Raw genomic sequence first — 26,609 nt, 5'->3', positions numbered from 1 at the left:
TCTCACACTACCGCGTTGCGTTTGGCCATTTCGATCAGTTCGACGAGGGTCTTGGCTTTCAGTTTCTGCATCAGGCGTTTCTTGTAAGTGCTGACGGTCTTGTTGCTGAGGAACATGCCCTTGGCGATTTCCTTGTTTGTCCTGCCCTGGGCGAACAGTTGCAATACCATCAGTTCCCGGTCGTTGACCAGTTTGAAGAGTTCCATTTCCGGATTGATCGCTTCATCTTTTCGGCCGCTGATCAATGCCTGGCTGGGAAAGTAATTGTAGCCGGATAATACCGCTTTCACCGCACTCATCAGTTCGCCCAGATCTTCGGTCTTGCAAACATAGCCTGCAGCGCCCGATTGCATGCAGCGAATGGCGAACAGCGAGGGAGACTGCCCGGTCAGTACCAGGGTTTTCAGCGACAGGTTCATGCCGTCCAGGCGGGCCAGCACTTCCAGGCCGTCCAGCTTGGGGATGCTGACGTCGAGAATGACGAGGTCCGGCATGCATTCGCGGACCATCTGCATGGCGTCGACACCATTATCCGTCTCACCGACTATTTCATAACAATCTTCCTGTTCCAGCAATATGCGAATGGCAAGACGGACAACGGGGTGGTCGTCGACGATAAAAACCGAATTCATAATAAATCCCATACGAGCTGCGTAGAAAGCGCGCACATTAGCTCACTTGTCTCCCGGGACGCATGAATAGAGATGCCTACAGAAGCTGTATAGGAATATTCCTACTTTAATTGAGCTGTCGACTTACATTCTGAGGATACATGGAGGGGTGTGTTTCCTGCTTTTATAGTTTTTTGTTATTAAAAGGGCTTGGCTGTTTGTAGGTGTTTAATAGTATTTCGGATAATTCCTACGTATGGATAGGCTTGATTCTGCAGTTCTGTTGGCTGGCAATCACGATATTAGTGACAGTTGCCAAGACATTCGTCTGACAAAAGATGCTGTTTTCTATCGGACGCAGCGTGAGCCCAATATGTTTTTCAGCGCCAGGCCGTTGAGCGGCTTGCTCAGGCAGCCCAGCAGAGGGAGATGGCGCAGCAATGCGCTCTGGTTGAGTGCCCACAGTTCGTCGAGGCTGAGACTGCTGAGCAGGATAGCCTGCCTGATCTTGCCGCGCTGACTGGCGGTGTGGATCAGTTCGAGCCCCGGTATATCGGGCAGGCACTGGTCGCAGAGCATCAGGTCGAAGGGCGTTGGCACGGCTTCCATCGCCCGCAGGGCTTCGGTTGCGTTGGCGGCCGGGGTGAGGTGGTGGAAGCCGTAGCTGTTGAGCAGGCTCTGCGTAGCGACCAGTTGAAAGGGGTGATCCTCCACCAGCAATACGCGCAGATTTTCTTTGGGCATGTAATTTTCCAGGCGGGCTACCTGTTTCGAACAAGGCCTCAGGTGCAGGCGGTGAGGTGTCGATCCTGAAGAGGGGCCTGTTGAGCGAGGGGATGGATTGAGTCCAGGCGGCAGACTAAGAGGGTAATGGATTATTTCAGTGGGTCGAACGAAAGCTCCATCAGCGGATTCCGCGGCCAATGTAGGCTTTCTCCGCGCGACGTAGGGGGGGCTTCGGCAAGGGCTGCAGTCCTTGCCGAAGGCGAGCGGGGCAAGGTTACTGGGGACTGGAGCGTCCGGTCATTTCCCTGGCCATTTCACTGGCGTAGCTGTCGGTCATGCCGGCGATGAAGTCGATCATGCGCAGGAACGAGGCGTGCAGCGGCCAGTCGGGATTGGGCGCGTTGTTGCCGAGCAGATCGAGAATCCGCCGGTTCTTGAACGACGGCGTACGCCCGCCGTGCTGCTCCAGGGCGGCACCGCAGAAGGCATTCAGGAGAATCTCCAGGGTGGTGTAGGCGCCGATTTCGTGCAGCGTCTTGCGTTTGTCCTGGAAGATCTTTTTGCGGGCGATGTCCTTGGCGTTGAGCACGCAACGCTTGGCCGGACCGTGCATGTGTTCGACCAGGTCGCCCGGCAGGGTTCCCGCCAGCAGGGCGTCCTGCTGCTCGACGAAGGCCCTGGCGGCGGCATTGGTCAGGTGTTCGATGGCCTTCCCACGCAGAATCGCCAGTTTGCGTCGACGCGAGTCCTGCGGGCCCAGCAGTCGATAGGTTTCCGGCAGATCGTCACCGACCAGGTCGAGCAGCAGCGATTCGACCTGTTCATAGTCGAGCAGGTCCATCTCCAGGCCGTCTTCCAGGTCGATCAGCGCGTAGCAGATGTCGTCGGCAGCCTCCATCAGGTACACCAGCGGGTGCCGGGCCCAGCGTTGTTCCTCCAGTTGCGGCAGGCCGAGCTTGTGGGCGATCTGCTCGAGGATCGGCAGCTCGCTCTGGTAGCAGCCGAACTTGTGCTTCTTGTAGCCCAGCGAGTCGGCGTGACGGGCGCTCCAGGGGTACTTGAGGTAGGTGCCGAGGGTGGCGTAGGTCAGCCGGGTGCCACCGTCGAACTGGTGGTACTCAAGCTGAGTCAGCACCCGGAAACCCTGGGCATTGCCCTCGAAGTTGAGGAAGTCGGCCCGCTCGGCGATGCTCATGTCGTCCAGCCAACCGCGGCCGGCGGCCTGCTGGAACCAGTGGCGGATCGCATCCTCGCCGGAATGGCCGAAAGGCGGATTGCCGATGTCATGGGCCAGACAGGCCGACTGCACGACCATCCCCAGGTCGCTCGGTTCGCACCAGTCGGGCAGGGCGCTGCGCAGGGTTTCGCCGACCCGCATGCCCAGGGAGCGGCCGACGCAACTGACTTCCAGCGAGTGGGTCAGGCGGGTGTGGATATGATCGTTGCTCGAAACCGGATGTACCTGGGTCTTGCGGCCCAGGCGGCGGAATGCCCCGGAGAAGATGATACGGTCGTGGTCCTTGTGGAAAGGGCTGCGGCCCAGCTCTTGCGGGCTGTACAGGGGCTTGCCCAGGCGTTCGCGGTTAAGCAGGGTTTGCCAGTCCAAGGCGGGTTCCCTCCGTCGAATGATCGAACCGCCAGCTTCCCGGTTAGCTGGCGCGCCTGCAAGCAAAAACTGGCAAGGTGGGGCAAATCCGGGTGGTCTTTGCGGTGAATGCGATTCAACCGGGCGAATCAGCCACGCAGGCCCCTAGAGGATGGCGGCATCGATATCGATGAGCAGCAGGCGCCGGCCATCGTCGAAGAATTGCCCGGCGGTCAGGCAGTACTGGTTGGTGGTGGCGTCGCGGTAGGTGCCGGACAGCGTCAGGCGCCGCCCATCCCAGCCTTCGGCGAGCAGGTGATAGAAGTACGGGCGCCATGACCAGTTGTGGCCCACATAGCTGTTGTCGGCCTGCCAGGCCTGGTTGCGCCATTCCACGTTGGGTGTGAGTTGCGTGCCGTGGCGGTCGCACTGGTAGAAACGCAGCAGCCAGGGGTAGCTGTCCAGCCGTGGCAGTTGGCTGAGGGGGGCCTGCGCCTGGGCCCAGGCCTGGAGGATGCCCATCAGTTCACCCAGTTGCTGGCGCAGCTTCATCAACTGCGCGCGCTCGGCGAGCTTGCGCTGGACATAGCGTTCGCGCAGTTCGGCGAATTGCCTGACGAACCTGTCGCTGGGGAAAAACGCCTGTTCGGCCTTGGCGAACAGATAACCCTGAACATAGCGTGAACCGCATTCGAGGGCGAAGTTCAACTCTTCCTCGGTTTCGACCCCTTCGGCAATGATCCAGCAGCCGGTCTTTTCCGCCATCTGCGCGAGCGCCTTGACCACCTCGCTGCTCGGTCCGCCACGGGCCGCCGCCTGGAACAGGCGCATGTCGAGCTTGAGAATATCCGGCTGCAGGGCCAGTACCCGATCCAGTTGCGAGTAGCCGGCACCGAAGTCGTCGATGGCGATCCGGGCGCCGGCCTGGCGATAGCGCTCGACCACCTGGGACAGTTGCTGGCTGTCGCCATCCAGTTCGGTGATCTCGAAGACGATGCGGGCCGGGTCCACGCCGTGCCGTTGCAATTGTTGCAGGCTCGGCAGGGCCTGGCCCGGTGTCAACAGGCTGATCCAGCGAGGCGATATGTTGAGGCTCAGAAACCACTCTGGCGGGGCTTCGTGCAGCCGGCTCAGGGCGTCATCGCGCAGTTGCCGGTCGAGGTCCAGCAGGTCTGCTGCGGGTGTCAGCGGGTCGCTGAACAGGGGGCCGACGGAGACCAGTTGCCCGTTCGCCTGGCGCAGGCGGCCCAGGACCTCGACGCCGGCTATGCGCCCCGTCGCGGTATCGATGAATGGCTGAAAGCAAGCGAGCGGTTGCCCGTCGATCACGGAGCCTCCTGAGGCGGTTTGTCGGCTGGTGGCTCGTGGGCAGGCAGCGGGGTCGCCAACCGCCGAAAACAACCGGCGGTTATTGTTCGATCAGTTATCTTTGCAAGAATGCAGCCAGCTCCACCGCCGTCAACGTTTTCCGGATGAGCCCTGCATGACCAGCCTGATCAGCGGCAGCAGGCTGGTGCCCAGGCGCACCAGGCGGGACAGACCGCCCACCCCGGCACCCTTGGCGCCCTTGCCGCCAAGGAAGCCCAGCAGTGTGACCACGGCGATACCCCACAGGGGGGCATGCTTGATGCCGAGGTTTTCCTGCCAGTTGCGGCCCAGCCCGCGCACGCGCTGCAACGGTTCCAGCAGTTGCCGGGATTCGTGGCGGATTTCCTGTCGATGCATTTCCATGCGCAGGCGGATCAGTGCCTTGCGCATCTCCCGGCGGGAGTTGCCTTGTGGCAGTTCTGGCAGGCTCATGGCAGCAGTCGCTTGCGGTCGTTGGCCAGCTCTTCGAGCGTGGCGTGGAAGGGAGAGGACTCATCGAAGACGGCCGCCTTCAGGCGCAGGCCACAGAACAGGGCGGCCAGGCTGTAGAAGACGCACAAGCCGATGATGCCGGCCAGGCGGTAGGTGTCCCAGACCAGGATCAGCACCAGTGCCGACAGGCCGATCAGCAGCAGCAGGGCGAAGACCAGCGCCAGCCCGGCGAACAGCAGCAGGCTGACGGTGCGGGCCTTCTGTTCCTGCAGCTCGATGCCGAACAGCTCGATATGGCTGTGCAGCAGGCCGAGGACGGCGGCACCCAGGCGCCGGCTGGAGGAGCCGGTGTTTTGCGCTTCGTCGATAGCCATGATCAGCGCCGTGTCACCAGCAGGCCGACGATAAAACCGAGGCCGGCGGCGATGCCCACCGATTGCCAGGGGTTGGCCTGGACATAGTCTTCGGCCGCGACCACGGCTTCCTTGCTCCGCTCACGCAGAGTCGCCTCGGTCAACTGCAGGGTCTCCCGGGCTTTCGACAGGCTGTCGTGAATCTGCGCGCGCAGCTCGTCAGCCTGTTCGCCGGCCAGGCCCGCGGTGTGTTCCAGCAAACGCTCGGCGTCGCTGACCAGGGTCTGAAAATCCGCCATCAATATTTCCTGAGCAGTCTTTGCCGGATTGCGGGCCATAGGGGCATATCTCCTTGAGAGGCGTGTGAAAGGTTCGAGTGCGGGCCTTGTCCGAAGGTTCACTGCAATCGACTGGTACAGCTTTTGCTGTGTGCTGGTGCGTGGTCGCGGGCCCGTGCGCCGTATCCGGGCGTTTATGGGCGCGCACCACGAAAACCTTACCTCAAATAATCGAAACACGCGGAAAAAACCGAAGCGGCCACCGAGCCTGTTTTTCGTGCTGCGCCAAAGCGGTTCGCTGCCTGCCCGGCGTGCGCCAATAGAGTGCGAAAAAACCGGTGTCCCGAACAGCCGCGGTGCCTTTCCCTGACTTCAGGTCTGCCGTCCCATGGAAAATTTGCAAAGTGCCGTGGATAGTCTGGTCCATGGTTCCAACACCCTGTTCATCCTGCTCGGCGCGATCATGGTGCTGTTCATGCACGCCGGCTTCGCCTTTCTTGAAGTCGGTACCGTACGCCAGAAGAACCAGGTGAACGCGCTGTCGAAAATCCTCAGCGATTTCGCCATCTCGACCCTGGTGTATTTCTTCGTCGGCTACTGGATCGCCTATGGCGTGAGCTTTCTGCAGCCGGCGGCACAGATCAGCGGCGATCACGGCTACGGGCTGGTGAAGTTCTTCTTCCTGCTGACTTTCGCCGCGGCCATTCCCGCGATCATTTCCGGCGGGATCGCCGAGCGGGCGAAGTTTGCCCCGCAGTTGTGCGCCACGGCGCTGATCGTCGCGTTCGTCTATCCGTTTTTCGAAGGCCTGGTCTGGAATGGCAATTTCGGCCTGCAAGCCTGGCTGCTGGCGCGCTTTGGCGCAAGCTTCCATGACTTCGCCGGCTCCGTGGTGGTGCACGCCATGGGCGGCTGGCTGGCGCTGGCGGCGGTGTTGCTGCTGGGGCCGCGCCAGGGGCGCTACCGTGAAGGGCGGCTGGTGGCGTTCGCGCCGTCAAGCATCCCGTTCCTGGCGCTGGGCTCGTGGATCCTGATCGTCGGCTGGTTCGGCTTCAACGTGATGAGCGCCCAGACCTTGCAGGGCGTCAGTGGCCTGGTGGCGGTGAACTCGCTGATGGCGATGGTTGGCGGCACGGTGGCGGCGCTGATCATCGGCCGCAATGACCCGGGCTTCCTGCACAACGGCCCGTTGGCCGGGTTGGTGGCGATCTGTGCCGGTTCCGACCTGATGCATCCGGTGGGGGCGCTGGTGACCGGGGTGGTGGCGGGCGGCCTGTTCGTCTGGTGCTTCATTGCCGTGCAGAGCAAATGGAAGATCGACGATGTGCTGGGTGTCTGGCCACTGCACGGGCTGTGCGGCGTATGGGGCGGGATTGCCTGCGGGATCTTCGGCCAGCAGGCGCTGGGGGGCCTGGGTGGCGTCAGCCTGGCCAGCCAATTGATCGGCACGGCGCTGGGTGTGGTTGTGGCACTGGTCGGCGGGTTTGCGGTGTATGGGCTGATCAGGGCCGTACACGGCCTGCGGCTGAGTCAGGAAGAAGAGTATTACGGCGCCGACCTGTCGATTCACAAGATCGGCGCCGTGAGCCAGGACTGAATTCTACCCACCCAGCAATCGGGCCTCGCAGGCCTCGATGGCTGCCAGCGGCCCGGACACCCGCACGGTGTCGCCGGCCTGCAGCGTGGTATCGGCATCGACTGCCAGTTCGCTGCCGCCGCGCTGCAATCCCTGAATCTCGACCCCCAGCTGTTCAAGGGCCAGGTCATTGACCGAGCGGCCGCAGGCATGGGCGTCGGCCCCGAGGTTCACCGCATGCATCAGCACCCTGGGCTGGCCCTGGCTGCCCAGCAGGTTGGTCTGCGCCCCGTGGTAGAAACCGCGCAGCAGCTTGTAGCGACTGTGCCGTACTTCGTTGATTCCGGCCCGTACCCGCTGCTCCTCGACCCCGAGCATCACCAGTGCATGGGAGGCGAGCATCAGGCTCGACTCCAGCAACTCCGGCACCACCTCGCTGGCGCCCGCCTCTTTCAACTCGGTGAGCTGGCTGTCATCGCGGGTCCGGACCAGGATCGGGACCGTGGCGCTGAGCCGGCGGGCCTCCCTGAGCACCTGCATGGCGATATCGGTCTTGTCCACCGCGACCACCAGCAGGCGTGCCCGCTCCAGGCCCACGGCGCTCAGCAGGTCGCCACGGCGTGAGTCGCCGTAGTGCACGCAGCTTTCGCCGGCGGCGGCTTCGCTCACCCGTACCGGATCGTCGTCGAGCGCGACGAAGGGTTGCTGCTCGCGGCGCAGGAAGCGGCCGATGGACTGGCCGACACGGCCGTAGCCGCAGATCACCACATGCCCGTGCAATTCGGCGTTCAGCGCACTGATTTCCTCCAGGCGGGCTTCCTGGTTCGGCTTGCGGTGCAGCGTGGCGGCGATCCGTGGCGCGGCGCGCAGCAGCAAGGGGGTCATGACCATGGAGCAGAAGGTCGCCGCCAGCAACGGACCGCTGATATCGGCGGGCATCAACCGGTTCTGTTGCATCTGGGCCATCAGGGCGAAACAGAACTCGCCGCCCTGGGCCAGGGCCAGGCCGCTGCGCCAGGCGGTTTCCGCATCGCTGCCGCGACCCCTGACCAGCAGCGCCACCACCGAGCCCTTGATCAGCAGCAGGGCCAGGGTCAGGCCGAGGATCAGCAGGCCATGATGGGCGAACAGTTGCAGATCGATCAGCATGCCGATACTGACGAAGAACAGGCCGAGCAGGATGTCGCGAAACGGGCGGATATCGGCCTCGATCTGATGGCGATAGTGGCTTTCCCCCAGCAGCATGCCGGCGAGAAAAGCGCCCAGGGCGGGCGACAGGCCCAGCAGGTGGGTCAGCCAGGCGGTCAGCAGCACGATCACCAGGGCCAGCAGTACGAACAGTTCCGCCGAGTGCGAGGCGGCGACCTCATGGAACAACCGTGGCAGCAGCCAGCGGCTGGCCAGCAGCAGGCCGACGAACAGCACCAGGGTCTTGCCCAGGGTGAGTGGCAGCGCCCAGTACCAGGCCTGGTCGCTGCTGCCGGCGAACACCGGGACCAGCGTCAGCAGCAGGACCGCGATGACATCCTGGAACAGCAGCACGCCAATCGCGTTCTGGCCATGGCTGCTGAAGATCTCCCCGAGGCTGGTCAACTCCTTGCTGACGATGGCGGTCGAGGACAGGGCCAGCCCCGTCCCGAGCATCAGCGCCGCCGCCAGCGGCATGCCGAAGAATGCCAGCAGCGCGCCCAGCACCGCCCCGGTGCAGACCACCTGCAGGCTGCCCAGGCCGAAGACCACACGCCGCAGGGCGAGCATCTTCGACAGGGAAAACTCCAGGCCCAGGGAGAACAGCAGGAACACCACGCCCAGCTCGGCCAGGTCCGGCAGCGCTTCGTTGTCGTTGACCCAGTCGAAGGCGGTCGGCCCCACCAGCAGCCCGACGCACAGGTAACCCAGCACCGGTGGCAACTGCAGGCGCCGGAACAGCGCAATCACCACCAGTGACGAGGCGAGAATGATCAACAGATTGGCAAACACAAGCATCTCCGCAACGGTTCGGAAAAATGGCCCGGAAAAGTAACCGGAAAAAAGCCGTCAGTTTCTCGCAGATGATCGAAACCAGGGTTGATGGAAATCATCCGCCGGTGGCAATGTCTCATATCCGGCACGGTTCGCTATGCTCAATCTCGGAATGCCGGAGCACAGGCGTGACAACGGAGAGAAGCATGGAGCGGCTGTATTCGCTGCAGGGCCTTAGAGGGGCGGCAGTGGTTGGGGTAGTGCTGTTTCACATGGCGGCGGTGGAGCTCAAGTACTCTGGCGGCGATACTCTGCTGCCGGCGCTGGTGGATTTCTTCCAGCTGGGCGTCGACCTGTTCTTCGTCATCAGCGGTTTCGTCATGGTGATCGTCACCCGTGGCCGCTTCCAGGACAAGGCGCAGTTCCAGCGCTTCCTGTTCAACCGCGTGTCGCGGATCTACCCCAACTACTGGCTGTATTTCTTCATCACCCTGGCGGTGTATCTGGCCTCGCCGACGCTGGTCAACAGCTCCCACGGCGGTTCCAACCTGCTGATGTCATTCCTGCTGCTGCCCAACGAGCGCGTGCTGCTGGTGATGGTGGCCTGGTCACTGGTGTTCGAGCTGTGGTTCTACCTGGTGTTCAGCGGGCTGCTGGCCTTTCGCGAGCGCTGGTTGCCAGCTCTGCTGCTGGCCTGGGCGCTGGCACTGCTGGTGTTCAACCTGCTCGGTTCCTGGCAGGCCCATGGACCGGCCCTGAAAATCATCCTGCACCCCTATGCCCTGGAGTTCATCGTCGGCAGCGCCCTGGCGCTGTTCTTCTACGGGCCGCACAGCGCAAGGGTACCGACGCCGGCGCTCTGGCTGCTGTTCGCGGCCAGCCTGCTGCTGGGCTTTCCGCTGATCTATCACTACCAGTTGTTCCAGCAGGAAGGGCTGTTGCGGATGCTCTCGGTGGGCCTGGTGTTCGGTGCCCTGACCCTGTCGCTGGTGCTGCTCGAACGGCGTCAGCTGATCCGTATCCCGACGCCCCTGGTGTTCACCGGTGACATGTCCTACACGATTTATCTGTCGCATCTGCTGGTGCTGGGCGTGGTCGGTCGGACCTGGCTGGTGATCGGCAACTGGCCAGGCAGCCTGCTGGACAACCTGCTGTTCCTGCTGCTGATGCTGGCGGCGGTGTTGTGCTACGGCTGGGTCGGCTACTCGTTTTTCGAGAAACCGGTGCTCGATCGGGCGACCCGCTACTGCAACCGCCGGTTTCGCCGCGCCTCGTCGCGCAAGCCGTCCGATTCCTTGCCGGAAAGCAGGTGAGTGCCGATGTCCAAAGTCCTCAACGGTAACCTGGATGCGCTGAAGGTTGTGCTGGCGGTGTTCGTGGTGGTGTTGCACTGTCATTTCATGGGCGGCAACTACACGGCGGTGGGCTATCTGCTGTGCAACGGGCTGTTCCGGGTCGCGGTGCCGACCTTCTTCGTGATCAACGGCTACTACCTGTGGAAAACCCTGGATTCCGGCCACTCGTTCGCCGTCTGGTTCAGGCGCGGGCTGCTGCTGTATCTCTTCTGGATGCTGGTCTACAGCCCGACCTATGTCAGTCTCCAGGCACTGGGCAGCGTCGGTGGGGTGCTGTGGATCGTCAAGCAGTTCGTGATCGGCTACTTCCACCTCTGGTACCTGCTCGGCATGCTCGGCGGCGGCCTGATCCTGTACCTGCTGCGCGGACGCCCGACCGGGCTGCTGGTGGTCCTGGCGCTGGGTGCCTTCACGATCGGCCTGGTGCTGCAATATGCCCGGGTCTATTTCGAGCTGCCCAACGCCTTTCTCCAGCACTTCAACCAGAACGACTACACCGCGCGCAATTTCCTGTTCATGGGCTTCCCGTTCATGGCGCTGGGCTTTCTATTGGCCCGGCACCAGGTGCCGGAGCGGGTTACCCGGGCGCAAGTGTGCACGGCCCTGGTGATCAGCCTGCTGCTGGTGTTCGGCGAAGCCTGGCTGAACTACTCGCACCAGGCCGATGCCCGGCAGAACTTCGACTTCCTGCTGTCATTGCCGCTGATCACGCCGGCGCTGTTCCTGCTGCCCTTCGTGTTTTTCCGCCCCTCCACCAGCAGCCGCAACGCCAAGCTGTCCTCGGCGCTCTACTACGTGCATCCGCTGTTTCTCTATGGGGCATTGGCGCTGGGCATCCCCTACGGAAACGGGATGACCGCCATCGTGCTGCTGCTGGCGCTGGCCGCCGCGCCGCTGCTGATCCTGCTCAGCCGCCGGCTGCGCTTCGTGCTCTGAGCGCCGGCTCGACGCAGGCGGGGGGGGCGGCCTAGAATGAGGTTTTCCCCTGCCCAGGACCCCTCGCCATGCTGCCTGAATGCCAACTCTTCGGCACCTTGGGTTGCCACCTCTGCGAAGTCGCCGAAGCGGTGCTGATGCCGCTGGTGGAGCACGGCCTGCTGGTGGAACTGGTGGACATCGCCGACGACGAGTCCCTGTTCGAGCGCTACGGCCTGCGGATTCCGGTATTGCGCCGGGTGGATACCGGTGCCGAACTCGGCTGGCCCTTCGATGCCGAACAGGTCGTGGCCTTCGTGCGCTGAGCGCGCCTGCCAGAGCCTTTCCCGGCCCTTCTGTTTCATCAGATTACCCTGGCTTGCACCTGGAAAACGGCTGTGCTTACGTCCAAGCATGACGTTTTGACGCAGCACGCATGCGTGGTGCAGGGAGGAAGTGAAATGAAAGGGAGACAAGTGTTGCTGGTCAACCAACTGGGGGGACGCAAGTTTCTCGCGATGTTGGTGGTTGGTATGAGCACCGCGACCCTGACATGGTATGGAAAGATTGATGGCGCAACCTATGCCATGGTGATCCTCGGTACGGTGGGCTCGTTCATCGGCGGCAACGTCTATGGCAAGGTCCACCCCAGGGAGTCATGACCGCTCGTGCGGCAGGAATCCGTTGGCGAATTGCGTAAAATTCAGTTACTGTATATTCATACAGTTTTGTCCCGGTGTTGGTGACAGGATGTCCACCACGACATGCGCACCCGGGGATGAAACCAGGAAGATCAAGAGGGTAAAGCATGGTCAATGTCGAACAATTGAAATCCAGCGTCAATCGCATGTCCGCCGATGTGGTGCGCGAGGCGGTGCTGGAGTTGCGACTCGATGGGCTGGTGACGGAAGGCAAGACACCGTTCAACAAGCTGCATTTCAACACCTGTTTCGCGGAAATCGAGGCACTGTTCCAGCGCGCGGGTTATCACCGCCAGCTGGATGTGGTGGGCTACCAGGGGCTGCTCTACGCGCTCTACGACCCGGGGCGCTGGGAAGCGGTGGATGTACTGCGCTGGCTGAAGGACTACACCGAGGCGGCCAGTGGCTCGCCACTGCTCAAGAGCCAGGTGGCGGCCGGTTGAGGCCAACCGGCACGATCGATTGACGGGGCGGCGGGGTCTTGCCGGATAATGTCGGCCCAGCCCGCCGTTCGAGCCCCCGTCATGTCCGCTTCACTGTTCAATGCCGCCGAAAACCAGGCCAGCACCCTGTATTTGCCACCGGGTAGCTGGCCTACCGTGCTGGACTGCCTGTGCGGGCATTTCCCGGCCATCGGTCGCGAGCAGTGGCTCGACCGGATCGCCCGCGGGCGGGTGCTCGATGCCCAGGGTGTGCCGATCACGGCACAACTGGCCTATCGCGAAGGGCTGAAGATCTATTACTTTCGCGAGGTGCCGAACGAGGCAGCGATTCCGGTCACGGAGGCGATTCTGTATGCCGACGAGCACCTGGTGGTGGCGGACAAGCCACATTTCCTGCCGGTGACCCCGGCCGGCGGGTACGTCGAGCAGACCTTGCTGCGCCGGTTGATCCGCCGTCTGGGCAACCCTCACCTGGTGCCCCTTCACCGCATCGATCGGCATACCGCCGGGCTGGTGCTGTTTTCGGCGAACCCCGCGACACGCTCGGCCTATCAGTCGCTGTTTCCGACCCGGCAGATCGACAAGTTCTACGAGGCGATCGCCCCGGCCCTGCCTGGGCTGGACTTCCCGCGGGTGCACAAGAGCCGGCTGGTCGATGGCGAGCCGTTCTTCCGCATGTGCGAAGGCGAGGGCGCCAGCAATACCGAGACGCTGATCGAGGTCGCCGAAAAGAACGGTGACCTGTGGCGCTACGCCCTGTCCCCGGTGACCGGCAAGAAGCATCAGTTGCGCGTGCACATGGCCGCCCTGGGCGCGGCGATCTGCAATGACCCGTTTTATCCACAGGTGCTCAAGGACGTCGAGGACGACTACGCCAACCCGCTCAAGCTGCTGGCCAAGGGGCTGCGTTTCGTCGATCCGGTGACGGGGCAGGTGCGTCGGTTCCAGAGCGAAATCACCCTGCACTGGTAGCCCTGAACATCCGGCTCGTCATGGCGTGGGCCGCGTTGACCACCGCCCGCAGGCCGAGCAGGTAGCTGTCGACCCCGAAGCCGCAGATCTGCCCCATGCTCACGTCGGCCAGCACCGAGGGCTGGTGCAGGGTCTCGCGCCCATGGATGTTCGACATGTGCAGTTCCACCACCGGCACCCTCAGGTCGGCCAGGGCATCGCGAATATCGTAGCTGCTGTGGGTCCAGGCCCCGGGGTTGATCAGCACCGCGTCCACATGGTCGCGGGCAGCCTGCTGGATCCGTGCGCACATCGCTCCTTCGTGGTTGGTCTGGTAGCTGGTGATGTCGACTTCCAGCTCCCTGGCCAGTTTCAGCAAACGGGCATCGATCTGCCTGAGCGTGATACCGCCATGGCGGATCGGTGCGCGTTTGCCGAACAGGTCGTGATTGATGCCATGGAGCATGAGCACTTTCATGATTCGTCTTCCGCAAGCTGGCTGGCCCCGATAGGGGGGACACCTACAGAATAGGCTTGGGCGGCGGATCGTGCCGGGTAGCGGATTTCTGGTCGTCGGAAACGACAAAGCCCGCACGCGGCGGGCTTTGCTGGTGATCGTGAAAGGGCTTACAGCTCCTTGACGGTACGCACCTGGTCCTTGTTGATACGGGTGTTCTTGCCGTCCAGTTGCTTGAACTCGTAGAAGCCCGAGTCGGAATCGTACTTGGGAGTGTCCACCGCCTGAATCTCACGCCCGTCGTTCAGGGTGATCACCGTCGGCGTCGAGCAACCGGCGAGGGTGGCCAGGCCCACAGTCAGCATGAGTGCGGCGAGGGTCCGTTGGGTCATGGTGCTTCTCCAGAAAAAATACGGATGGATTACTGCTAGGACGCCATTATTTTCGGCAAGTTCCTTGCGGCTGTCCATCGAGCCTGCTGTCGCAATGCTGAAGCAATTGCGGAGTGTTGAGGTTGGCCAGCCTGGTGTCGCCTGCCGGGCACTGCAGGGCCTGTGCCTGCAACGGCAGCATGACCTGTCGCGGGCTGCGCTCGCCTGCCGCCCAGGCGCGTTCGAAGGCGTCGGCCAGCGCCACCGGGATCACGCAGAACAGCGGTTCCCAGTATTCGCCCTGGCGCACCATCAGCGGCCGCTGTGGGTGCTCGCCGGCCACCTCGAGCATGCTCTGCAGCAGTGACCGATCGACCTGTGGCACATCGCAGGGCAGCACCAGCAGATGCGGGTGACGTGCCACCGCCAGGCCGGAGCGAATCCCGGCCAGGGGCCCGGGGAAATCGCTGCTGTCGTCGCTGACCAGGCGATCGGCATAGACCGCATAGCGTTCCTGGTTACGGTTGCAGGAAATGATCAGGTCGTCGGTCAGTGGCCGCGCCGTGGCATGCAGATGGGCGATCAATGGCTGGCCTCGCCAGGGCAGCAGGCCCTTGTCCCGGCCGCCCATGCGTTGGCCGCGGCCGCCGGCCAGGAGCAGGATGGAGAAGTCGGTCAGCGGCATGGCGGGTCTCGAAGGCGATGGTCGTGCCACTCAAGGAGCGCACTTGTAACAGGCAACGCTGTGATATAACACCGGCCTGTTTTTCCGACAACGCATTCTTCCATCACATTGGACCGAGCCTATGAAAGCCAAGGCTGATACCCCTTTTGTACCGCTGAATATCGCGGTCCTGACTGTCAGTGATACCCGTACCCTGGAAACCGACACCTCCGGGCAGGTCTTCGTCGATCGCCTGACTGCCGCCGGCCACCACCTGGCCGAGCGGGTGCTGCTCAAGGATGACCTGTATCGGATCCGTGCCCAGGTCGCCACCTGGATCGCCGAGGAGGTGGTCCAGGTCGTTCTGATCACCGGCGGCACCGGCTTCACCGGCCGTGACAGTACCCCGGAGGCGGTGACCTGCCTGCTGGACAAGCAGGTCGACGGTTTCGGCGAACTGTTCCGGCAGATTTCCGTGGCCGATATCGGCACCTCCACCGTGCAGTCGCGGGCCCTGGCCGGCCTGGCCAACGGCACGCTGGTCTGCTGCCTGCCGGGTTCGACCAACGCGGTGCGCACCGGCTGGGACGGCATCCTCGCCGAACAGCTGGACTCGCGTCACCGCCCCTGCAACTTCGTTCCACACCTGAAACAGGCGGCGCCTTGTGAATCCCGCGGGTAAGCCGGGCAAGAGCGGTGCGCTGATGCCGGTCGAAGTCGCCTTGGCCCGGCTGCTCGAACTGGCCGAGGCGGCGCCGATCCGCGACGTCGAGCGCCTGCCGCTGGCGGCTGTCGAGGGTCGGGTGCTGGCCGAGGACCTGGTCTCCAGCCTCGATCTGCCGCCCTGGCCGAACAGTGCCATGGATGGTTATGCGCTGCGCCTGGCCGACTGGCAGGGCGAGCCGTTGCCGGTCAGCCAGCGGATTTTCGCCGGGCAGGCTCCGCAACCGCTGCTGCCTGGCACCTGTGCACGGATCTTCACCGGCGCGCCGGTGCCGGCCGGCGCCGACTGCGTGGAAATGCAGGAAAACGCCGAGGTGCAGGGCGATCAGCGGGTACGTTTCACCCAGCCGCTCAAGCCACAGCAGAACATCCGGCCCCAGGGCCAGGAAACCACGGTCGGCGAACGGGTCTTGTCGGCGGGCACTCGCCTGGGGCCGGTGGAGCAGGGGCTGGCGGCCTCACTCGGCTGTGCCGAACTGGCGGTGATCCGCCCGGTGCGCGTCGCGGTGCTGTCGACCGGTGATGAACTGGTCGAGCCGGGCCAGCCGCTGGGGCCAGGGCAGATCTACAACAGCAACCGGGTCCTGCTCTGCAGCTGGCTCAAGCGGCTGGGTTGCACCGTGGTCGATGCCGGAATCCTGCCAGACGATCTGCCGGCCACCCGCCAGCGCCTGGCGGAGCTGGGGGATGTCGACCTGATCCTGTCCACCGGCGGCGTGTCGGTCGGTGAAGCGGACTTCCTCGGCATCGCCTTGCGCGAGGCCGGCGAACTGGACCTGTGGAAACTGGCGATCAAGCCGGGCAAGCCGCTGACCTTCGGGCATTTTCGCGGGGTGCCGGTGATCGGCCTGCCGGGTAACCCGGCGTCGACCCTGGTGACCTTTGCGCTGCTGGCGCGCCCCTACCTGCTGCGCCGCCAGGGCGTGCAGGAGGTCGAGCCGTTGCGCTTGCGGGTGCCGGCCGGGTTCGCCTGGCCCAAGCCCGGCAATCGCCGCGAATACCTGCGTGCACGGCTGGAGAAGGACCGGGCGATCATCTACCGCAACCAGAGCTCCGGTGTCCTGCGCAGTGCGGCGTGGGCCGAAGGGCTGGTGGAAGTGTTGGAGGGGACCACGCTGGTGGAGGGCGATTGGCTGAACTTCATTCCCCTGAGTGAAGTGCTCGGCTAACAGTCGCCAAGCGCTTCGCGGGCAAGCCACGCTCCTACAGGCCCAAGCCGGGCATCAGACTTGCGTACGACTCGGGCCTGTAGGAGCGTGGCTTGCCCGCGAAAGCATCCTCAAGATCACCGCATGCAAGAGACTTGAAAACCAAGCAAGCGCTAGGTAAGTTCTCTGGGTCTTCCCAGGGAGCTTGCCCATGTCTGCCTTTCAGGAATACTTCGATCCCGGCCATCAACTGGTACGCGACAGCGTCAGGCGTTTCGTCGAGCGGGAAATTCTTCCGGACATCGAGCAATGGGAAGAAGCCGAAGGCTTCCCCCGCGAGCTTTACCTCAAGGCTGGTGCCGCCGGTATCCTCGGTATCGGTTATCCCGAGGTGCTGGGCGGCAGCCATGAAGGCGATCTGTTCGCCAAGGTCGCGGCCAGCGAGGAACTGATGCGCTGCGGCTCCGGCGGCCTGGTGGCGGGCCTCGGCTCCCTGGATATCGGCCTGCCCCCCATCGTCAAATGGGCGCGACCGGAGGTGCGTGAGCGGGTGGTGCCGGCCGTGCTGGCCGGCGAGAAGATCAGTGCCCTGGCAGTGACCGAGCCGGGCGGCGGATCGGATGTCGCCAACCTGCAGACCCGTGCCGTGCGCGATGGTGACTGTTACCGCGTCAGCGGCAGCAAGACCTTCATCACCAGCGGCGTGCGCGCCGACTATTACACCGTGGCGGTACGCACCGGCGAGCCGGGTTTTGGTGGTATCAGCCTGTTGCTGGTCGAGAAGGGCACACCGGGTTTCACCGTCGGCCGGCCGTTGAAGAAGATGGGCTGGTGGGCGTCGGATACCGCCGAACTGTTCTTCGACGATTGCCGGGTACCGCTGGGCAACCTGATCGGTGCCGAGAACATGGGGTTTGCCTGCATCATGGGCAACTTCCAGAACGAACGCCTGGCCCTGGCGATCATGGCCAACATGACCGCCCAGCTGGCGTTGGAGGAAAGCCTGAAATGGGCGCGAGCACGCGAAGCCTTCGGCAAACCCATCGGCAAGTTCCAGGTGATCCGGCACCGCCTGGCCGAGATGGCGACGGCCCTGGAGGTATCACGGGAATTCACCTATCGCCAGGCGGCGAAGATGGCGGCAGGGCAGAGCGTGGTCAAGGAGGTGTCGATGGCGAAGAACTTCGCCACCGATACCGCCGAACGGATCACCCACGATGCGGTGCAGATCCTCGGGGGCCTCGGCTATATGCGCGAGAGCCTGGTGGAGCGGTTGTACCGCGACAACCGCATCCTCTCCATCGGCGGCGGTACCCGCGAAGTGATGAACGAGATCATCGGCAAGCAGATGGGGCTCTGAGCCCACCGGCCGTTACTTTTCCGCCAGAGAGAATTGGGTCAGGCAGTAGGTCGGCACGTTCATGTCGTTCAGCCGCCGAGAGCCGCCCAGCTCCGGCAGGTCGATGATCGCGGCGGCCTCGAACACCTTGGCACCCATGCGCCGGACCAGGTTGGCGGCGGCGATCAGGGTGCCGCCGGTGGCGATCAGGTCATCGAAGATCAGCACCGAATCGCCTTCGCACAGGCTGTCGGCATGCACTTCGAGGAAGGCCTCGCCGTATTCGGTCTGGTAGCCCTCGGACAGGATATCCGCTGGCAACTTGCCCTGCTTGCGGAACAGGATCAGCGGCTTGTTCAACTGGTGGGCGATGATCGAGCCGATCAGGAAGCCGCGGGCGTCCATCGCGCCGATGTGGCTGAAGTCGGCTTCGACATAACGGTGGATGAAGCTGTCGGCCACCAGCCGGACCGCCCGTGGCGACTGGAACAGTGGCGTGATGTCGCGGAAAATCACGCCCGGTTTCGGGAAATCGATAACCGGGCGGATCAGGGATTTGATGTCGAAGGTGTCGAAAGCCATCGTCGCAGGTTTCCTGGAGAGCGGTAGGTGCCCAGTATACCTGCGACGGTGCCCAGTGGCCTGTGCGAATTGGTCAGGCCGGTCGCCGGATCAGCTTTCCAGCGAACCGCCGGCGAGGGCACAGAGCTGGATCGGGTCGAGGATGTGCACTTCCTTACCTTCGGCGGCGATCAGCTCGCTGCCCTGGAAGCGGGTGAATACCCGCGAGACGGTTTCCACCGCAAGGCCCAGGTAGTTGCCGATCTCGTTGCGCGACATGCTCAGGCGGAACTGGTTGGCGGAGAACCCGCGGGCGCGGAAACGGGCCGAAAGGTTGACCAGGAACGTGGCGATCCGCTCGTCGGCGGTCTTTTTCGACAACAGCAGCATCATCTGCTGGTCGTCGCGGATCTCCCGGCTCATCACCCGCATCAGTTGGCGGCGCAACTGCGGCAGTTGCAGGGCCAGTTCGTCCAGGCGCTCGAAGGGAATCTCGCACACCGAAGTGGTTTCCAGGGCCTGGGCCGATACCGGGTAGGTCTCGGTGTCCATCCCCGACAGCCCGACCAGTTCGCTGGGCAGGTGGAAACCGGTGATCTGTTCCTCGCCGCCGTCGCTCAGGCTGAAGGTCTTCAGTGCGCCGGAGCGCACGGCATAGACGGAGCCGAAGGTATCGCCCTGGCGAAAGAGGAATTCCCCTTTCTTCAGCGGGCGGCCGCGTTTGACGATTTCGTCCAGCGCATCCATGTCCTCCAGATTCAATGAAAGTGGCAGGCAGAGAGGGGCCAGGCTGCAATCCTTGCAGTTGGCCTGGCTGTGGGCGCGCAGCTTCACGGGCTCGGACATTTCTTGAATCCTTGTGGGAAATCACACATAAGCCGTAAGGGTACCCCAGCAGGGCTTGTTCAGGCCAGCCTGCGCCAAAATGGCGCACCCCTACGAAAGTGTAATTTTCAGATCACCCGGGAGAAGCGCTGGCGATTCTGCTGTTCCAGATAGGCATCGAATACCATGCACACCGAGCGTACCAGCAGGCGCCCGGCGGGCAGAACGGTGAGCCGCTCGTTGTCCAGCTCGATCAGGCCATCGTCGGCCATGCCCATCAGGCGTGGCCAGAGTTCGGCGAAGTAGCCGCGGAAGTCGAGGGTGAACTGCTGCTCGATCCGGGCGAACTCCAGGCTGAAGTTGCAGATGATCTGCTGGATCACTTCCCGGCGCAGCCGGTCGTCGGCATTGCACAGCAGGCCGCGACTGGTGGCCAGTTGCGCGCTGGCCAGGGTGTTCTGGTACTGGTTCAGGTCGCTGCTGTTCTGGCAGTACAGGTCGCCGATCTGGCTGATGGCCGACACGCCAAGGCCGATCAGGTCGCAGTGGCCATGGGTGGTGTAGCCCTGGAAGTTGCGCTGCAGGGTCGACTCTTCCTGGGCGATCGCCAGTTCGTCGTCCGGCAGGGCGAAGTGATCCATGCCGATGTAGCGATAGCCGGCGGCGGTCAATTGCTCGATGGTGCGATGGAGCATTTCCAGCTTGTCGGCCGGGGCCGGCAGCTCATGGCTGTTGATCCGCCGCTGGGGCAGGAAGCGCTCGGGCAGGTGGGCATAGTTGAACACCGAAAGGCGGTCCGGCTGCAGGTTGATCACTTCGTCCACGGTGCGGGCGAAATGTTCCGGGGTCTGCTTGGGCAGGCCGTAGATCAGGTCGATATTGATCGAGCGGAATTGCAGGGTCCGCGCCGCCTCGATCACCGCACGGGTTTCATCCAGGCTCTGCAGGCGATTGACCGCCCGCTGCACGCTCGGGTCGAGGTCCTGCAGGCCGATGCTGATCCGGTTGAAGCCCAGCTCGCGCAACAGGCCCATGGTCGACCAGTCGGCTTCCCGCGGGTCGATCTCGATGCCGTAGTCGCCGGAGTCGTCATCCAGCAGGTTGAAGTGCTGGCGCAGCCTGGCCATCAATTGGCGCAGTTCGTCATGGCTGAGAAAGGTCGGCGTGCCACCGCCGAAGTGCAACTGCTCGACTTTCTGGTTCGGGTCCAGGTGGCAGGCCACCAGCTGGATTTCCTGCTCCAGGCGCTGCAGGTAGGGCTGGGCGCGGCCGCGGTCCTTGGTGATGACCTTGTTGCAGGCGCAGTAGTAGCAGATGTTCGCGCAGAACGGCACATGCACGTACAGCGACAGCGGCCGCGAGGCCTTGCGGCTGTCGCGCAGGGCGTGCAACAGGTCGAAGGTGCCGACCTGGCTGTTGAATTGTACGGCGGTGGGGTAGGAGGTGTAACGCGGTCCCGCAAGGTCGTAACGGCGAATAAGATCAGAGTCCCAACGAATGGCGTCGAGCATGCGGGCGTTCCCCCGGATTGGCTGCAATGCCCGGAGTCTAGGGGGATCGCGACGCAGGCATGTTGATTTGTATCAAGGGTCTCGGAGCCGCTCAGTGCCCCATCAACCAGTGCTGGTGCGGTCCCGGCAGGGTCCACAGGCCGAACAGCATCACCAGCAGGCCGCCGCCCAGGCGTACACCGCGTTTGCGCAACAGCGCCGTGACCCGTTCCGCCGCCAGCCCGGTCGCCAGCAGCACCGGCCAGGTGCCCAGGCCGAAGGCGAGCATCAGCAGCGCGCTGTCCAGCGCGTTGCCGCGGCTCGCCGCCCACAGCAGCGTGCTGTAGACCAGGCCACACGGCAGCCAGCCCCAGAGCGTACCCAGCAGCAGCGCACGGGGCAGGCTCGACACCGGCAGCAGGCGATTGGCAACCGGTTGGATATGCCGCCACAGGCCGCGGCCGAGAGCTTCGATGCGGGTCAGGCCACTCCACCAGCCGGCCAGGTACAGGCCCATGCTGATCAGCAGCAGGCCGGCCACGGCCCGCAACGCCGCCGCCGCCGGGCTGCTGGCCACCGCCCAGCCGGCCAGCCCGGTGAGCAGGCCGGCCGCTCCGTAGCTGAGCACCCGCCCGAGGTTGTAGGCCAGCAGCAGGCGCAGGCGTCGCGCCCGTTGTTCGCGGGGGATCGCCAGGGTCAGGGCGCCCATCAGGCCGCCGCACATGCCCAGGCAATGACCGCCGCCGAGCAGGCCGAGGATTACCGCGGAAACCAGCAGTGGCACCAGTTCAGGCATGGGGCGGCGTCCGCCGATCGCGCTCGTTGCCCGTACCGTCGGCCTCGTCGATGGCGGCCTTGTGGTTCGGGTCCTGGTCGTCGAACAGGATGCTGTGGGCCGGGCCGTCGAGGTCGTCGTACTGGCCGCTGTCCACCGCCCAGAAGAAAATGTAGACGGCGATGGCGACGATCAGCAGTGCCGCCGGGATCATCACGTAGAGTGCTGGCATCTTTACTCCAGGCCCGCCCGGTTCAGGCCGGTTGCGGGCGGGTTTCGGTCAGGACGTGGTCGCCCTGCGGGCCGGGCAGGCGAGTCAGGCGCAAGGCGTTCAGCACCACCGTCAACGAGCTGATGGACATACCGACCGCCGCCCATATCGGCGTGATCCAGCCGAGGGCGGCGAACGGCAACATGAGGCCATTGTACAGTGCCGCCCAGGCCAGGTTCTCGATGATCACCCGACGGGTCCGGCGGGCCAGGTCGAAGGCCTGCACCAGGGCGTCGAGGCGGTTGGACAGCAGCACGGCGTCGGCACTGGTCTTGGCCAGGTCGGTGGCCGAGCCCATGGCGACGCTGATGTCGGCCGCAGCCAGCACCGGCACGTCGTTGACCCCGTCCCCCAGCATCAGCACCTTGCGGCCCTGCTGCTGCAATTGCCTGAGCACCTGCAACTTGTCATCCGGGCTCAGCCCGCCACGGGCCTCGTCGATCCCCAGTTGCGCAGCCACGTCGGTGACCATCGGCGAACTGTCGCCGGATAGCAGCAGGGTGCGCCAGCCACGGGCACGGCAGGCCGCGAGCAGGTCCGGGGCATCGCCGCGCAGCCGGTCGTCGAGGACGAACCAGGCCAGCGCGCCCTGGCGGTCGCCGAGCAGCAGCCACTGTCCGCTGGCATCCGGCGCTGTCGGCAGGGCGCAGCCGCTGAGTTCACAGACGAACTGCGCCTGGCCGATCCGCAACCACTGCGCGCCGACCCGGCCTTCCAGGCCGCGTCCGGGTGTACTCAGGACGTCTTCGGCGGCTTGCGGGGCACGGCCGAAGGCCCTGGCGATCGGGTGCTCGGAGCGGTTCTCCAGCGCCGCGGCCAAGGCCAGGCAGCGTTCGCTGTCCAGCGCTCCCAGCGGGTGGATGGCGCGCAGCGCCAGGCGGCCTTCGGTGAGGGTGCCGGTCTTGTCGAAAATCACCGTGTCGATCTGGTTCAGCCCTTCGAGCACATGCCCGCGGGTCAGCAGCAGGCCGAGCTTGTGCAGGGTGCCGGTGGCCGCGGTGAGGGCGGTCGGGGTGGCCAGCGACAGGGCGCAGGGGCAGGTCGCCACCAGCATCGCCAGGACGATCCAGAACGCCCGCTGTGGCTCGACCTGCCACCAGAGCAGGCCGATGGCCACGGCGGCGATCAGCGACAGCAGCAGGAACCATTGCGAGGCGCGGTCGGCGATCTCCGCCAGGTGCGGCTTCTCGCTCTGGGCCCGTTCCAGCAGGCGGACGATGGCCGACAGGCGAGTGTCCTGGCCGAGGGCGAGGATCTCGACCGTCAGGGCGCCTTCGACGTTCAGCGTGCCGGCGGTGACCGCCTCGCCCGGGCCACGCGGTTGCGGCAGGTATTCGCCGGTCAGCAGCGATTCGTCGATGCTCGACTGGCCCTGGAGAATCCGGCCGTCCGCGGGTAGCACGGCACCGGGATGCACCAGCACCTGGTCACCCAGGCGCAGTTCATCGAGCAGGATACGTTCGCTCTGGCCGTCCGCCTGCAGGCGCAGGCAGGACGCCGGCAGCAGGTTGACCAGTTGCGCGGTGGCCGCCGCCGTGCGCTCGCGGGCGCGTCGTTCCAGATAGCGGCCGGCCAGCAGAAACAGGGCGAACATGCCCACCGCATCGAAGTACAGCTCGCCGACGCCGCTGATCGAGGTCCAGATCCCGGCGCAGTAGGCGCTGCCGATCGCCAGCGAGACCGAGACGTCCATGGTCAGGTGGCGGGTACGCAGGTCGCGCAGGGCGCCGCGAAAGAACGGCGCGCAACTGTAGAAGACGATCGGGGTGGTCAGGAACAGCGCGACCCAGCGCAGGATGACATGCAGCTCCGGGCTCAGGTCGATATTGAATTCCGGCCAGGTGGCCATGGTCGCCATCATCGCCTGGAACCACAGCAGGCCGGCCACGCCCAGCTGGCGCAGGGACTTGCGGTTCTCGGCGGCCAACTGTTCGCTGGCGCGGTCGGGTCGATAGGGGTGGGCGGCGTAGCCGATCTGCCGCAGTTCGGCCAGCAGGCTGCTCAGCGGCAGCTGGCTGTCGGCCCAGCTGACCTGCAAGCGGTGATTGGACAGGTTCAGCCGCGCCTCGGCCACCGCCGGCAGGTTGCGCAGGTGCCTTTCGATCAGCCAGCCACAGGCCGCGCAACTGATGCCTTCGATCAGCAGGGTGGTTTCGGCCAGTTCGCCGTCGTGACGGACGAAGGGCTGCTGCACATCGGCGCGGTCGTACAGCGCCAGTTCATCCGGCAGTTGCACCGGCAGGACGTCGGGGTTGGCGGAGGTCTCGCTGCGATGGCTGTAGTAGTGCTCCAGGCCGCCGGCGACGATGGCCTCGGCCACGGCCTGGCAGCCCGGGCAGCAGAACTCGCGGGTCTCGCCCAGCACTGCGGCGGTGAAGCGGCTGCCCGAGGGGACGGGCAGGGCGCAGTGGTAACAGGGGAGTGGGGTGGTCATAGGTGATGTGGGTCGATCGATTCCGTGCGCGGTCAGTTGTCGAGGTCTTCGGCACCCTTGAGCGGCTCGTCGCCCAGCATCAGGTCGCGGTCATGGCTGACCTGCTCTTCCTCGAACATCCGCCAGGTCTTGCCGTCCTGGGTACCCAGCAGTTCGACGAAGCGCCGGCCCTCGACCTTGTCGCTCAACTGGCCGATGTAGCGGCCCTGTTCGGTCTGGCTGCGGTTGAGGCTGATCTTGCGATCCTTCTCCGGCTGGGTCGGCGAGATCAGGTTCAACTCCAGGGTCGCAGGCGTGCTGTCGCCGCTCAGGCGCAGGTCGACCTCACCGGTCACGTCGTCGAAGTGCACGTTGGCGCGCATCTTCAGCGACTGGGCCAGCAACTCGCGGTCCAGGGAACGGTTGATGCCCTTGCCGGCCTCGTAGTAGTTGTCGTTGACCAGGTTGTCCGGGTTCTTCACCGCGATGGTCACCATCGACAGGGTCAGGGCCACCGAGCAGGCCAGGATGCCGATGATGATCCACGGCCAGAGGTGCTTGTACCAGGGGGGGGGGGCAGTTGTGACGGACATTGTGGCTTCCCTTAGCGGATTTGCGGGCCGATGAACCGGCTCTTGGCTTCGACGTGAACGCTGGCGTCATCGGCGTCCCTGAGGATGAATTTCACCTCGTTGGTGCTCGACGGCAGTTGCTCGGGAGAACTGGAGAGTTCCACCGGCATGCTGAAGATCTCCCCGGCCGGCACGCGGATCTCGCGCCGCCCCTGCAGGCGCAGGTCGGGCAGGCCGGCGGCATCGAGCACGTAGGTGTGGTCGCGCTGGTCCTTGTTCATGATCTTCAGGCTGTAGACGTTCTCGATCCGACCCTCGGCATTTTCGCGATAGAGTACGCGGTCCTTGCTGACGTCGAAGCCGACCAGCGAGCGCATGAGGAACGCGGTGATCAACAGACTGATCATCGCCAGCAGCACCACCGCGTAGCCGATCAGGCGAGGGCGCAGGGTGTGGGTCTTCTGCCCGGACAGGTTGTGCTCGGTGGTGTAGCTGATCAGCCCGCGCGGATATTCCATCTTGTCCATGATGCTGTCACAGGCGTCGATGCAGGCGGCGCAGCCGATGCATTCGATCTGCAGGCCATCGCGGATGTCGATGCCGGTGGGGCAGACCTGCACGCACATCGTGCAGTCGATGCAGTCGCCCAGGCCCTGGGCCTTGTAGTCGGCGCCTTTCTTGCGCGGGCCACGGCCTTCGCCACGGCGCGGGTCGTAGGAGACGATCAGGGTGTCCTTGTCGAACATCACGCTCTGGAAGCGCGCGTAGGGGCACATGTAGATGCACACCTGCTCACGCAGCCAGCCGGCGTTGCCATAGGTGGCGAGGGTGAAGAAACCGACCCAGAAATACGACCAGCCATCGGCTTGCCCGGTGAAGAAGTCGATCACCAGTTCGCGGATCGGCGAGAAGTAGCCGACGAAGGTCATGCCGGTGACGAAGCCGATCAGCAGCCACAGGCTGTGCTTGCTGAACTTGCGCAGGAACTTGTTGGCGCTCATCGGCGCCTTGTCGAGCTTGATGCGCTGGTTGCGATCACCCTCGGTGACTTTCTCGCACCACATGAAGATCCAGGTCCAGACACTCTGCGGGCAGGTGTAGCCGCACCAGATGCGCCCGGCGTAGACGGTGATGAAGAACAGGCCGAAGGCGGCGATGATCAGCATGCCCGACAGCAGGATGAAGTCCTGGGGCCAGAAGGTCGCGCCGAAGATGAAGAACTTGCGTTCCGGCAGGTTCCACCAGACGGCCTGGTGGCCGCCCCAGTTCAGCCAGACCGTACCGAAGTAGAGCAGGAACAGCACGGCACCGCCGGCCATCCGCAGGTTGCGGAACAGCCCGGTGAAGGCTCGGGTGTAGATTTTTTCGCGTGAGGCGTAGAGGTCGACGGCGTTGTTCTGTTGCTTGGCAGGCGGAGTGACGTCGTGTACCGGAATCTGATTGCTCATCATTGCATCCCACGGCAGGGGGAAAATGTCGCGGTCAGTACGTGCCGACCGTGATCGGATAGCGTTGAAGCTTAGTGCAGTGGCTTAATGATACGCCTCTGCCCCGGCTCAACGGGTGCGACCTTTGGTCGCGTTGGGTGAAAGCTCGGTATGGTGTAGCGAATGTAACAAAGCATGACGCAGATCAATTGACTATAGGCCAAGGCCGTGGCTGGCATGTGCCGATTCTGGCGGGCGTGGGGGCCCTGCACCATGAAAAAGGCCCCGTCGGTCCATGCCGGCGGGGCCTTTGTCGT

Annotated in this window: 29 protein-coding genes; 10 read left to right on the top strand and 19 right to left on the bottom strand. The window is 64.1% G+C overall.

Features of this window, described 5'->3' with window-relative positions; genetic code table 11:
• Positions 1-2: 2 nt before the first annotated feature.
• The 7 genes from ACMGT0_RS22835 to ACMGT0_RS22805 all read right to left on the bottom strand — a co-directional run bounded on the left by ACMGT0_RS22835 (position 3) and on the right by ACMGT0_RS22805 (position 5,413).
• Positions 3-632: a response regulator transcription factor gene (locus tag ACMGT0_RS22835; RefSeq protein ID WP_054058820.1), complete on the bottom strand. Its 630-nt coding sequence runs from the start codon at positions 630-632 to the stop codon at positions 3-5.
• Positions 633-959: 327 nt separating this feature from the next.
• Positions 960-1,355 (bottom strand): response regulator, encoded by a 396-nt coding sequence (locus tag ACMGT0_RS22830; RefSeq protein WP_054058819.1) that lies wholly within the window; start codon positions 1,353-1,355, stop codon positions 960-962.
• 256 nt (positions 1,356-1,611) lie between these two features.
• Positions 1,612-2,943, bottom strand: a complete 1,332-nt coding sequence (locus tag ACMGT0_RS22825) for a deoxyguanosinetriphosphate triphosphohydrolase (RefSeq protein WP_416769898.1) — start codon at positions 2,941-2,943, stop codon at positions 1,612-1,614.
• Positions 2,944-3,087: 144 nt separating this feature from the next.
• Positions 3,088-4,251 (bottom strand): EAL domain-containing protein, encoded by a 1,164-nt coding sequence (locus ACMGT0_RS22820; protein WP_054058817.1) that lies wholly within the window; start codon positions 4,249-4,251, stop codon positions 3,088-3,090.
• Positions 4,252-4,380: 129 nt separating this feature from the next.
• Entirely contained in the window at positions 4,381-4,722 is a 342-nt protein-coding gene (locus tag ACMGT0_RS22815; protein ID WP_054058816.1) for a hypothetical protein, read from the bottom strand.
• A complete protein-coding gene (locus ACMGT0_RS22810) occupies positions 4,719-5,096 on the bottom strand; it encodes a phage holin family protein (protein ID WP_054058815.1) in 378 nt (125 codons plus the stop codon). The genes ACMGT0_RS22815 and ACMGT0_RS22810 overlap by 4 nt, the downstream gene beginning before the upstream one ends.
• A gap of 2 nt (positions 5,097-5,098) precedes the next feature.
• Positions 5,099-5,413: a DUF883 family protein gene (locus tag ACMGT0_RS22805; RefSeq protein WP_054058814.1), complete on the bottom strand. Its 315-nt coding sequence runs from the start codon at positions 5,411-5,413 to the stop codon at positions 5,099-5,101.
• A gap of 328 nt (positions 5,414-5,741) precedes the next feature.
• Between ACMGT0_RS22805 and ACMGT0_RS22800 the strand changes: the two genes are divergently transcribed.
• The gene (locus ACMGT0_RS22800) at positions 5,742-6,950 is read left to right on the top strand and encodes an ammonium transporter (RefSeq protein ID WP_054062897.1); all 1,209 of its coding nucleotides are present in this window, start codon (positions 5,742-5,744) and stop codon (positions 6,948-6,950) included.
• A 3-nt stretch (positions 6,951-6,953) separates the two neighbouring features.
• Here the strand turns inward: ACMGT0_RS22800 and ACMGT0_RS22795 are convergent, their stop codons facing one another.
• Positions 6,954-8,909: a monovalent cation:proton antiporter family protein gene (locus ACMGT0_RS22795; RefSeq protein ID WP_054058812.1), complete on the bottom strand. Its 1,956-nt coding sequence runs from the start codon at positions 8,907-8,909 to the stop codon at positions 6,954-6,956.
• A gap of 188 nt (positions 8,910-9,097) precedes the next feature.
• On the opposite strand from ACMGT0_RS22795, the gene ACMGT0_RS22790 reads away from it, so the two are divergent.
• From ACMGT0_RS22790 to ACMGT0_RS22765, 6 genes are all read left to right on the top strand, one after another.
• Positions 9,098-10,204, top strand: coding sequence for an acyltransferase family protein (locus tag ACMGT0_RS22790; protein WP_273825472.1), 1,107 nt, complete (start codon positions 9,098-9,100; stop codon positions 10,202-10,204).
• A 6-nt stretch (positions 10,205-10,210) separates the two neighbouring features.
• Positions 10,211-11,182 carry an acyltransferase family protein gene (locus ACMGT0_RS22785; RefSeq protein ID WP_054062895.1) on the top strand — a complete coding sequence of 324 codons (972 nt, stop codon included), beginning with the start codon at positions 10,211-10,213 and terminating at the stop codon, positions 11,180-11,182.
• Between the two features lie 68 nt (positions 11,183-11,250).
• A complete protein-coding gene (locus ACMGT0_RS22780; protein WP_054058810.1) occupies positions 11,251-11,487 on the top strand; it encodes a glutaredoxin family protein in 237 nt (78 codons plus the stop codon).
• Between the two features lie 135 nt (positions 11,488-11,622).
• Positions 11,623-11,823: a hypothetical protein gene (locus tag ACMGT0_RS22775; protein WP_026145429.1), complete on the top strand. Its 201-nt coding sequence runs from the start codon at positions 11,623-11,625 to the stop codon at positions 11,821-11,823.
• A gap of 146 nt (positions 11,824-11,969) precedes the next feature.
• Complete coding sequence (locus ACMGT0_RS22770) at positions 11,970-12,305, top strand: hypothetical protein (RefSeq protein ID WP_054058809.1); 336 nt, start codon at positions 11,970-11,972, stop codon at positions 12,303-12,305.
• Positions 12,306-12,386: 81 nt separating this feature from the next.
• Positions 12,387-13,277, top strand: a complete 891-nt coding sequence (locus tag ACMGT0_RS22765) for a pseudouridine synthase (RefSeq protein WP_416769894.1) — start codon at positions 12,387-12,389, stop codon at positions 13,275-13,277.
• Here ACMGT0_RS22765 and ACMGT0_RS22760 read toward each other — a convergent pair.
• From ACMGT0_RS22760 to mobA, 3 genes are all read right to left on the bottom strand, one after another.
• Positions 13,261-13,734 (bottom strand): type II 3-dehydroquinate dehydratase, encoded by a 474-nt coding sequence (locus ACMGT0_RS22760; RefSeq protein ID WP_054058807.1) that lies wholly within the window; start codon positions 13,732-13,734, stop codon positions 13,261-13,263. The genes ACMGT0_RS22765 and ACMGT0_RS22760 overlap by 17 nt on opposite strands.
• A gap of 149 nt (positions 13,735-13,883) precedes the next feature.
• Positions 13,884-14,105, bottom strand: coding sequence for a YgdI/YgdR family lipoprotein (locus tag ACMGT0_RS22755; protein ID WP_054058806.1), 222 nt, complete (start codon positions 14,103-14,105; stop codon positions 13,884-13,886).
• A 46-nt stretch (positions 14,106-14,151) separates the two neighbouring features.
• Entirely contained in the window at positions 14,152-14,769 is a 618-nt protein-coding gene (mobA, locus tag ACMGT0_RS22750) for a molybdenum cofactor guanylyltransferase MobA (RefSeq protein WP_416769891.1), read from the bottom strand.
• Between the two features lie 121 nt (positions 14,770-14,890).
• Here mobA and moaB point away from each other — a divergent pair, with 121 nt between their 5' ends.
• From moaB to ACMGT0_RS22735, 3 genes are all read left to right on the top strand, one after another.
• Positions 14,891-15,430: a molybdenum cofactor biosynthesis protein B gene (gene moaB / locus ACMGT0_RS22745; RefSeq protein ID WP_054058804.1), complete on the top strand. Its 540-nt coding sequence runs from the start codon at positions 14,891-14,893 to the stop codon at positions 15,428-15,430.
• Positions 15,431-15,452: 22 nt separating this feature from the next.
• The gene (gene glp / locus ACMGT0_RS22740; RefSeq protein WP_416773540.1) at positions 15,453-16,640 is read left to right on the top strand and encodes a gephyrin-like molybdotransferase Glp; all 1,188 of its coding nucleotides are present in this window, start codon (positions 15,453-15,455) and stop codon (positions 16,638-16,640) included.
• 190 nt (positions 16,641-16,830) lie between these two features.
• Positions 16,831-17,979 (top strand): acyl-CoA dehydrogenase family protein, encoded by a 1,149-nt coding sequence (locus ACMGT0_RS22735; protein WP_416769889.1) that lies wholly within the window; start codon positions 16,831-16,833, stop codon positions 17,977-17,979.
• A 12-nt stretch (positions 17,980-17,991) separates the two neighbouring features.
• Here the strand turns inward: ACMGT0_RS22735 and ACMGT0_RS22730 are convergent, their stop codons facing one another.
• The 8 genes from ACMGT0_RS22730 to ccoG form a co-directional block, all read right to left on the bottom strand.
• Positions 17,992-18,540 (bottom strand): adenine phosphoribosyltransferase, encoded by a 549-nt coding sequence (locus ACMGT0_RS22730; RefSeq protein ID WP_416769887.1) that lies wholly within the window; start codon positions 18,538-18,540, stop codon positions 17,992-17,994.
• A gap of 90 nt (positions 18,541-18,630) precedes the next feature.
• The gene (gene fnr, locus ACMGT0_RS22725; protein ID WP_054061459.1) at positions 18,631-19,365 is read right to left on the bottom strand and encodes a fumarate/nitrate reduction transcriptional regulator Fnr; all 735 of its coding nucleotides are present in this window, start codon (positions 19,363-19,365) and stop codon (positions 18,631-18,633) included.
• 107 nt (positions 19,366-19,472) lie between these two features.
• Entirely contained in the window at positions 19,473-20,855 is a 1,383-nt protein-coding gene (gene hemN / locus ACMGT0_RS22720) for an oxygen-independent coproporphyrinogen III oxidase (RefSeq protein WP_054061458.1), read from the bottom strand.
• Between the two features lie 91 nt (positions 20,856-20,946).
• On the bottom strand, positions 20,947-21,630 hold the full coding sequence (locus tag ACMGT0_RS22715) for a sulfite exporter TauE/SafE family protein (protein WP_416769885.1): 684 nt from the start codon (positions 21,628-21,630) through the stop codon (positions 20,947-20,949).
• The gene (gene ccoS / locus ACMGT0_RS22710; RefSeq protein ID WP_054061543.1) at positions 21,623-21,841 is read right to left on the bottom strand and encodes a cbb3-type cytochrome oxidase assembly protein CcoS; all 219 of its coding nucleotides are present in this window, start codon (positions 21,839-21,841) and stop codon (positions 21,623-21,625) included. The genes ACMGT0_RS22715 and ccoS overlap by 8 nt, the downstream gene beginning before the upstream one ends.
• A 22-nt stretch (positions 21,842-21,863) precedes the next feature.
• A complete protein-coding gene (locus tag ACMGT0_RS22705) occupies positions 21,864-24,314 on the bottom strand; it encodes a heavy metal translocating P-type ATPase (protein ID WP_054062890.1) in 2,451 nt (816 codons plus the stop codon).
• A gap of 32 nt (positions 24,315-24,346) precedes the next feature.
• Entirely contained in the window at positions 24,347-24,886 is a 540-nt protein-coding gene (locus ACMGT0_RS22700; RefSeq protein WP_416769882.1) for a FixH family protein, read from the bottom strand.
• Positions 24,887-24,897: 11 nt separating this feature from the next.
• A complete protein-coding gene (gene ccoG / locus ACMGT0_RS22695) occupies positions 24,898-26,313 on the bottom strand; it encodes a cytochrome c oxidase accessory protein CcoG (protein WP_054061070.1) in 1,416 nt (471 codons plus the stop codon).
• Between the last annotated feature and the right edge of the window lie 296 nt (positions 26,314-26,609).

The sequence above is a fragment of the Pseudomonas sp. RHF3.3-3 genome (assembly GCF_048069595.1).
Taxonomy (GTDB): Bacteria; Pseudomonadota; Gammaproteobacteria; order Pseudomonadales; family Pseudomonadaceae; genus Aquipseudomonas; species Aquipseudomonas fuscovaginae_B.
Note: the sequence above shows the minus strand (reverse complement) of the source record. Positions and strands in the feature narration are given on the sequence as shown.